This is a genomic window from Pseudoalteromonas sp. SANK 73390 (genome assembly GCF_054966645.1).
On the sequence record NZ_ARPN01000086.1, the window covers coordinates 20,319 to 28,706 of the forward strand.

At 39.7% G+C, this 8,388-nt stretch carries 7 protein-coding genes; all 7 read right to left on the minus strand.

What is annotated here, in order from left to right; translation table 11 throughout:
- Position 1 precedes the first annotated feature (1 nt).
- The 7 genes from pepN to SANK73390_RS10910 all read right to left on the minus strand — a co-directional run bounded on the left by pepN (position 2) and on the right by SANK73390_RS10910 (position 8,242).
- Positions 2-2,596 (minus strand): aminopeptidase N, encoded by a 2,595-nt coding sequence (gene pepN / locus SANK73390_RS10880; RefSeq protein ID WP_462766049.1) that lies wholly within the window; start codon positions 2,594-2,596, stop codon positions 2-4.
- Positions 2,597-2,639: 43 nt separating this feature from the next.
- On the minus strand, positions 2,640-4,097 hold the full coding sequence (gene nhaC, locus SANK73390_RS10885; protein WP_462766050.1) for a Na+/H+ antiporter NhaC: 1,458 nt from the start codon (positions 4,095-4,097) through the stop codon (positions 2,640-2,642).
- Positions 4,098-4,281: 184 nt separating this feature from the next.
- Positions 4,282-6,312 carry a carboxy terminal-processing peptidase gene (prc, locus tag SANK73390_RS10890; RefSeq protein WP_462766051.1) on the minus strand — a complete coding sequence of 677 codons (2,031 nt, stop codon included), beginning with the start codon at positions 6,310-6,312 and terminating at the stop codon, positions 4,282-4,284.
- 11 nt (positions 6,313-6,323) lie between these two features.
- Positions 6,324-6,974: an RNA chaperone ProQ gene (gene proQ / locus SANK73390_RS10895; protein ID WP_261593460.1), complete on the minus strand. Its 651-nt coding sequence runs from the start codon at positions 6,972-6,974 to the stop codon at positions 6,324-6,326.
- Between the two features lie 12 nt (positions 6,975-6,986).
- Positions 6,987-7,268 carry a hypothetical protein gene (locus tag SANK73390_RS10900; protein ID WP_261593458.1) on the minus strand — a complete coding sequence of 94 codons (282 nt, stop codon included), beginning with the start codon at positions 7,266-7,268 and terminating at the stop codon, positions 6,987-6,989.
- Positions 7,265-7,726, minus strand: coding sequence for a GAF domain-containing protein (locus SANK73390_RS10905; protein ID WP_462766052.1), 462 nt, complete (start codon positions 7,724-7,726; stop codon positions 7,265-7,267). Before SANK73390_RS10905 ends, SANK73390_RS10900 begins: the two co-directional genes overlap by 4 nt.
- 141 nt (positions 7,727-7,867) lie before the next feature.
- Positions 7,868-8,242, minus strand: a complete 375-nt coding sequence (locus SANK73390_RS10910) for a hypothetical protein (protein ID WP_462766053.1) — start codon at positions 8,240-8,242, stop codon at positions 7,868-7,870.
- Positions 8,243-8,388 lie beyond the last annotated feature (146 nt).

Genomic DNA, 8,388 nt, shown 5'->3' on the forward strand with positions numbered 1-8,388 from the left:
CCTAGTTCAAAGCTTTATCAACTTTTTCATATAAGTCACCGCTTAAGTCTGTTAACTTCGCCAAGCGCTCAAGCTGTTCTTTCATCAATTTCTGTCGCGCTTTATCATATCGTTTCCACGACATAAATGGCGTTAACATTCTAGAAGCGTTTTGTGGATTAATTGCATTGAGTTCAACAAGTAAGTCACCTAATAAACGGTACCCCTGGCCATCAAGTCGATGGAACTGCACTGCATTACCACGCGCAAAGCTACCAACCAGTGCTCTAACGCGATTTGGGTTTGACTTGTCAAAGCAAGGGTGTTCGTACAAATCTTTGATATTTGCAATAGTCTGATCGGATTTTTGTGTTGCTTGTAAGGCAAACCACTTATCCATCACCAACAAATCATGACGCCACTGAGAATCAAAAACAGCCATGCTAGGTCCCGAACAAGGTAATTGTGCATTAAACACGGCTTTTAAAGCGCCAAGCTTCAATGTCATATTGTCACAGTCCAATTGTGACTGTATCCAAGATAATATCTTTTCATCACAGACCATTGCTAAGTAATACAAACACACATTTTTTAATGCTCTTGCAGATACGGCTTTATGACTCATTTCACCTTTTTCTTCACATGATTCATAGGTTTGTTTCAAAGAATTAGCTAAGCGAGTAGCAATATCTAATTCAAATTGCACAATACACGTATTGAGTGCATCTACAGGTATGCACTCAAACTCACTTGAGAGCGTATCAAAGCTTGGCACCCTTATTAGCTCTGCAAGTAAAGCTAAATCGCCTTGCCGTTTGCATAGCAGGGCATGGAATGTATCTACCAACTCACACGATAGCGATATGGTTCCATGTGCATTATACTGTTTGACCCCTTCGAGGACTTCTAATTTAAAAGCCTGCTGCGTCGCCTCCCAGCGTGCATAATCACTGCTTGCATGCGCAATAATATGAACAAGTTCAGATAGTTTATAATCGTAATTAACAATTACTGGGGCAGAAAAATCTTCTAGTAATACGGCAACTGGTTGCTCTGGTATCTGCTCAAATGTGATACTTTGTTCTGGGTGAGTAACATCGATAATTTTCGAGGTGGTTTTCCCATTAACTTTAAGCGCTAAAGCATGCCCATTTTTATCTAGTAATTCTATCGCGAATGGAATATGCAATGGACTTTGAATCGGGTCATTTTGAGCATTTTTCTGGGTGAAAGTACATGTATACGTCGCACTGATGTCATCAAATTCGGTCGCTACAGTTAGTGTTGGCGTACCAACTTGCTCATACCATAGTTTAAACTGGCTTAGGTTAGTTTGACTGGCATCCTGCATGGCTGCAACAAAGTCATCACACGTAACTGCTTGTCCGTCATGGCGTTCAAAGTATAATTGCATACCTTTTTGAAAATTCTCTTCTCCTAGCAGCGTATGCATCATGCGGATCACCTCCGCCCCTTTGTTATACACCGTCACTGTATAAAAATTATTCATTTCAATAACTTTATTAGGGCGGATCGGATGAGCCATCGGGCCCGCATCTTCAGCAAACTGATGCGTGCGCATAGCCATCACAGCATCTATTCTATTTAGACCTCGAGAGCCTAAGTCACTACTAAACTCTTGGTCACGAAATACCGTTAAACCTTCTTTTAAGGATAGCTGAAACCAATCTCTACAGGTCACTCTGTTACCAGTCCAGTTATGAAAGTATTCATGTCCAACGATAGATTCAATAGTGTGATAATCTCTATCTGTTGCAGTTTGTTGATTGGCTAAAACACAGGCACTATTGAATACATTCAAACCTTTATTTTCCATTGCCCCCATGTTGAAAAAATCTACCGCAACAATCATATAAATGTCTAAGTCATACTCTAACTTAAAGCGTGATTCATCCCATTCCATTGCTCGTTTAAGTGAGGCCATAGCATGAGGCGCTTTTGCTAAGTTTCCTTTATCCACAAATAAAACTAAATCAACTTTACGACCGGTACAAGTCACAAATATATCTTCAAGTTTGTCAAAATCACCAGCGACTAATGCAAACAAATAACTCGGCTTTTTAAATGGGTCGTGCCACTTAGCAAAGTGACGTCCATCGTCCAATTGGCCTGACTCAACTTGATTACCATTTGACAGCAGACATGGCATTGATTGCTCGCCTATCACCGTTACTGTATAAATGGTAAGAACGTCTGGGCGATCTAAAAAGTAGGTGATCTTTCTAAAACCTTCAGCTTCACATTGTGTACAGTATGCACCACCGGATAGGTATAGCCCTTCTAACGAGGTATTGGTTTTTGGCGAGATCTCAGTTTCTATTTCCAACTCAAACTCATTTGGTAAGCTATGCAGCTGCAAGTGCTGCTCTTTGCACTCGAAATGTTCAAAAGGTTGGCCATTTACATGTATAGAAAGTAGTGTCAAACCAACACCATCGAGGGTCAACGAAGAGGTACCTTCAATAGAAACATAATGTGCTTTGGCTTTAACTTTGGTTTTAGTAGGGTGTAAATCGAAAGTAAGTTCTAAATGAGTCACCTCATGAGATGGTGCCTGATAGTCTTTTAGATACTTAGCTTGAGGTTTAATTTGCATCGTTTTTCCTCAAAAAATGCCCCGAACTGACGGGGCAATATTATTAAACTTGCTGTGGCATATTCTTTGGCTTGATACGTAAGATTTTAATACCTAAGTAAGCATAAATCACTGCCAACACAGGATTAATTAAATTAAAGAATGCATACATCGCGTAGTCAAATGGATTGATTAACAACACACTTTGCATATATGCGCCACAAGTATTCCAAGGGATTAAGGGGCTTGTTATAGTACCGCCATCTTCTAGAGTTCGAGATAAGTTTACAGGTTTCAACCCCCTTTTTTCGTACTCTTCTTTAAACATCCTACCAGGGACAACGATTGCTATATACTGATCAGCCGCTACAACATTTGTGCCAATACACGTGGCTACCGTTGATGCTATTAATGAACCCGTACTTTTTGCGACTTTCAAAATACTCCGTACAAAAACTTCTAACAAGCCGGTCTTTTCCATAATTGCACCGAACATAAGAGCAGTCATTACCAGCCATGTGGTCGTTAGCATATTTGACATGCCACCACCACTGAGTAGGTTATCCATTTTGGCATCTCCGGTGGTAATACTAAAGCCTTCATAAAATGTAGCCCATACCAATTTAAAGTGACCAACTAATTGACCTTGAGACACGTCTATTTGGCTTTGAATCAAATCACCTTGAAACAGCATCGCCCACACTGCGCCCACAACAGCACCGATTGAAATCGCAGGGAACGCAGGCATTTTTTTAAAGGCTAAAATAAGTAAAACGAGTAATGGGGCCAACATCACGGGGTTTATATTAAAATTACCCTTTAATATGGTCACAATCTCTTCTATACGACCGATATCACTACTTACATCAGCGCTAAAGCCCATAAAAGTAAAAATAATTAGTGCAATTACAAAGCTTGGCACTGTTGTCCAAAGCATATGTTGAATATGCTCAAACAAATCACTGCCAGCTACCGCTGGAGCTAAGTTAGTGGTTTCAGACAGAGGGCTTAATTTATCACCAAAATAAGCTCCTGAAATAACAGCCCCAGCGGTTACCACTGGGTCTAGGCCTAAGCCTGTGGCCACCCCCAATAGAGCAACACCAATTGTTGCGGCTGTTGTCCATGAACTGCCAATACTCATAGCAACTATACCGCAAATCATACAACTGGCAGCATAAAACCAACTTGGACTGATTATTTGTAAGCCATAGTAGATCAATGTAGGAACCGTGCCTGAGAGCAGCCAAGTACCAATTAAAGCACCCACCATCAGTAGAATTAAAATAGCACCAAGGGATAGCGTGATCCCTTTTATCATCGCATCTTCAAGTGTTTTCCATGTATAACCATTTTTCAGACCGACCAATGCCGCAGTAAAAGTAGCAAATAGTAATGCTATTTGGTTTGGCCCTGATGACGAGTTGTCACCATAAAGGTAGACAGCTGCACCGAGCAAACAAACTAAAACGGTAATTGGTATAAACGCATCTAAATATGAGGGTTGTTTAGGTTGTTTCAAACTGAACTCTCCTATGCATGAATATTCATGCTTATTATTATTTTCACGCACAACCGCTGGGGTTATCGTAATGACCTAATCTTGTTATTCGTAAAATTACTGGCGTGGATAATAGCAAATTCGTAGCGCAAGTCGTAACAAAAAAGGCGCCGTAGCGCCTTTTTATATCGATATTGAGTAATTTTTAAACATCATTTTTCGCTAACCGACCAAATGTAATAAGATCTTGAGTTATCAGTGCAGCTTCTTCTAAATATGGGTCTAGCTCTGATAAGATATCTGGTAAGTCATCTAAGTTCTCAACTGGTTCCTTACCTAATCGTTTTAAACGCTCGTTATTTCGAGTTAACGAACGAAGCTTTCCTTCATCGCGTTCTTTCAATCTTTGCGCTTCAACCAAAGATATTTTCTTTTCATCTTTTTGTTCTTTGTAGCGGGCAATATCATCATAAACGTATTTAAATTCAGGCTCAACTTTGACACGCGCCATATGCTTAGATTGCAAATACTCAACAACAGGTTTTAAGTTATCTAAACTGCTATAACGTGCTCTTTTTATGCTGTCCCAAGGGAGCGCATTGTCTTCTTGGCTTTCACCCCACTCTTCAGGCTCTATTGCTGAAGGTAGAAGTACATCTGGGACTACCCCTTTATTTTGTGTACTGCCGCCATTAATGCGATAAAACTTAGCAATGGTATAAGTCACACTGCCAAGTGTATTACTAAATAAGTCATAGTTTTTACTTAACCCACGATGCTGTTGAACAGTACCTTTACCGAAGGTTTGTTCGCCAATCACGACTCCACGACCGTAATCTTGAATAGCCGCAGCAAATATCTCAGATGCTGAGGCACTATATCTATCAACAAGAACTGTCATTGGACCATCATAAAATGTAATGCCGTCACGGTCTTTTTGCTCTTCCACACGATTATAAGCGGTATGAATTTGCACCACAGGCCCTTGGTCGATAAATAACCCTGTTAACTGCGTTGCCTCATACAGTGAACCACCACCATTTTGGCGTAAGTCAATAACAATACCATCAACTTTTTGTTCTTTCAGTTTGGTGATTTCAACTTTTACGTCTTTGGACAAGTTATTGTAAAAGCTTGGTATTTCAATTACACCAATTTTACTCGTTAGGTCTGAGTACTTAGCTTCAAATACTTCCGATTTTGCAGCTCTATCTTCTAAGCGAATTTTGTCTCGCACAATTTCAACTACTTTTGGTGTTCCGTGCGTGTCTGACCCTTTCAAATATTGCAACCTAACTTTAGTCCCTTTCGGTCCTTTAATTAAATCCACAACATCATCTAGACGCCAACCAATTACATCTACAAACTCTTCACCATCTTGTGCTACACCAACAATTCGATCTTCAGGCTTAATTTTCTCGGATTTATCTGCAGGTCCACCAGGAACTAATGAGCGAATGGTAGTATAATCTTCGTCATAGCCTAAGACAGCCCCAATACCTTCAAGCTCAAGGTCCATATCCATTTTGAATTGTTCAGCTCTGCGGGGGGATAAGTAAGAAGTGTGAGCTTCAACGCTGCGCGCAAATGCATTCATCACAATTTGAAATGCATCTTCGCTATTAGTTTGTACCAACCGCTTCAACGCATTGTTGTAACGCTTAGCCAATATTTCTTTTATTTCTTTCCACTCTTTACCCGTTAGTTTCAAACGTAACGCATCAGACTTAACTCGCTGACGCCAATGTTCATCTAATTCTACTTGACTTGTCGCAAACTGGGCATCTTCTCGGTCATAGTGAAAATTGTCAGGCTTATCGAATACCATTTCATTTTCAAGCAATGAAAGTGCATATTGGAAACGCTCAAATCGGCGTTTCATACTTAAATTGAATAGCTCGTAAGCAAATTCTAACTTACCACTTTTCAATGCATCATCAAATTGCTTTTGAAATTTTTCAAACTGTTTGATGTCGCTTTGCAAAAAAACCGAACGGTTAAAATCAAGTGAGTCGATATAACGGTTAAAGATCTCTTGTGACAAAGCGTCATCAAAACTAAATCGTTTATAATGTTGGCGAGTAAATAGGTTGGTCACTCTTTTGCTTGCCGTTGTATGTTGGGCTTCTGGTGCAAGCACCGGAATATCCTTCTCTGTAACCGTATTTGATGAAGCATATGCTGCTCCAGATAATAACGCGGCGATAACATGAATGAGTGTCAACTTTTTACTCATACGCAAACTCCTTAAACGATGTATAGGCTATCAACTTTAGTTTTTACTTGCATACCAGTTACTAATTCAACGTGCACTTCTTCTTTGTTGACTTCTGTAATAGTTGCATTTACAAGTGCTTGGCCTAACTTAACTTTCACTTTGTTATTAACCTTGACCTCGTTAGCAGGTAATGGTTCAACTTTTCCTGGATTACGCTTAGCTTGCTGAGGCGCTGGCTTCTTATTAACTCTAGCGTTTTTATCACCTTGACGAGGATGAGGCGCACCTTTCTTTTTGTAAGATTTTGTTTCACCGTCCTGACGAGGACGCTGTGGCTTCTTACGTTTCGCCATTTTAGCTCGACTTTCTTCAAGCGCTTTTTGTGCGTGCTCAATATGCTCTTGTTCAACTTTTTCGGCATCATTGCCATCTAAGTCAATTCTGAATTCATTTTTTGTCACGGCTTCGAGATAACGCCAATTAGAGGTGTATTTGCGCAATGCCTGACGAACCTGCGTCTTACTTACTTTCTCTGAACCTTCAATGCGCTCTGCGATATCTTTAAAAATACCGACCTTTAATGGCTTAATGCCATCCTTTTGTTTAAAACACTGAGGAAACTCTGAATATAAGAAATCCAGAACCTCATTAATATCTTTTAGCTTGTTTGTGGTTTCCATGTTTGAACCTATTTATGACTTCTGTTCATCTAATGATGATTGGATATAGTGTATTACCCAGTCTGTTAACTCTTCAAATTCAGCTTCTAGTAAAGCTAAATCACCACGAAGATGTTCCCAAATACCGTTGATTAAATTATCGATGATTTCACACTCGAGATCATCTGGTAACTGCTGCCAAGCAAAATGAATAAGCTCATTTAACGTTTCGGCAACATGTTCTTCTTCACCTTCCCAATCACCTACATCGGCAATTGAGAACAAGTAATCTTGTACGTTTAATAAGTCTTTCACGATAGTGTCAACTCAAAGCTTTTTACTAATTTTTCAAGACCGTTTTTGTCCGCCTCATCAAATCGAGATAAACTCGGACTATCGATATCTAAAACAGCAAATACTTCACCGTTTTTAAATACAGGGATCACTATTTCTGAGTTTGACGCGGCGTCACACGCAATATGCCCATCAAAGGCATGCACATCCTCTACCAAGTGAGTCTTTTTAGAATACGCTGCGCTGCCACAAACCCCTCTCCCCATAGGAATACGGATACAAGCTGGGTTGCCCTGAAAAGGACCTAACACCAACTCTTGTGGGCTATCAACAAAATAAAAGCCCGCCCAGTTTATGTCTTCTAAAGACGTAAACAGCAACGCGCTTAAGTTTGCCATATTGGCAATCACATTGCTTTCACCACTAATTAACGCTTGAGCTTGCTTTATGAGTGACTGATAAAAATCTTGCTTTTGCATCTACTAAATCACGTTACAACATACAAAAGCCTAAGGTACTCTTTCAAAGAATTAATTGAAACCTTTTCTGGCGAAAAAGTATTAAATATCCGTAAATATAGTGCTACTTGGCTAAATATAGAGCAGCTTACAGCTGCTAACTTATGCAAAACGTCTTAGGCCATATAAAAACAAGCCTGCTGCTAAAGTTGCCATTATCGTATTGATAAGCAGTGCACCGCCCTCTTTAGCTGAGAAAACATAGCTAAATACCGCGCCTCCCATCATACCTAGCATGAGTATCATATCGAAGCGCACCTTGCTATTTTTATGTAAAAACCAATACCCTGGCACCACAAACACGGCCATCGACAAACCCACTATGTAGGCATTAGAAATGGCAATGGTGAGCATACTTATAAATATGTTTATTCCTGTGCCCGCGTTTGTGACACTAAAGTACAGACCTAATACACTCCCAATCAATACAGGAGAAAGCAAGGACAACAAGACACTCTTAGCGATTTTTTGTTTCATAGCAGCTGTAAACTCAAGTAAATAAACCACCAATTAGGTTGCAACATATTAAAATATTAACTAGTGGACTTTAGTCTATGTTCTACAAAATTTAAGCAAAAAAAAACCGCTGAAATGTTCAGCGGTTTTTACTATTAAAAAATAAT

Coding starts and splice junctions, on each gene's coding strand:
- proQ (WP_261593460.1), bottom strand. CDS start 6,974: ATGGAAACCACAAACAAGCTAAAAGATATTAATGAGGTTCTGGATTTC.
- pepN (WP_462766049.1), bottom strand. CDS start 2,596: ATGCAAATTAAACCTCAAGCTAAGTATCTAAAAGACTATCAGGCACCA.
- prc (WP_462766051.1), bottom strand. CDS start 6,312: ATGAGTAAAAAGTTGACACTCATTCATGTTATCGCCGCGTTATTATCT.
- SANK73390_RS10905 (WP_462766052.1), bottom strand. CDS start 7,726: ATGCAAAAGCAAGATTTTTATCAGTCACTCATAAAGCAAGCTCAAGCG.
- SANK73390_RS10910 (WP_462766053.1), bottom strand. CDS start 8,242: ATGAAACAAAAAATCGCTAAGAGTGTCTTGTTGTCCTTGCTTTCTCCT.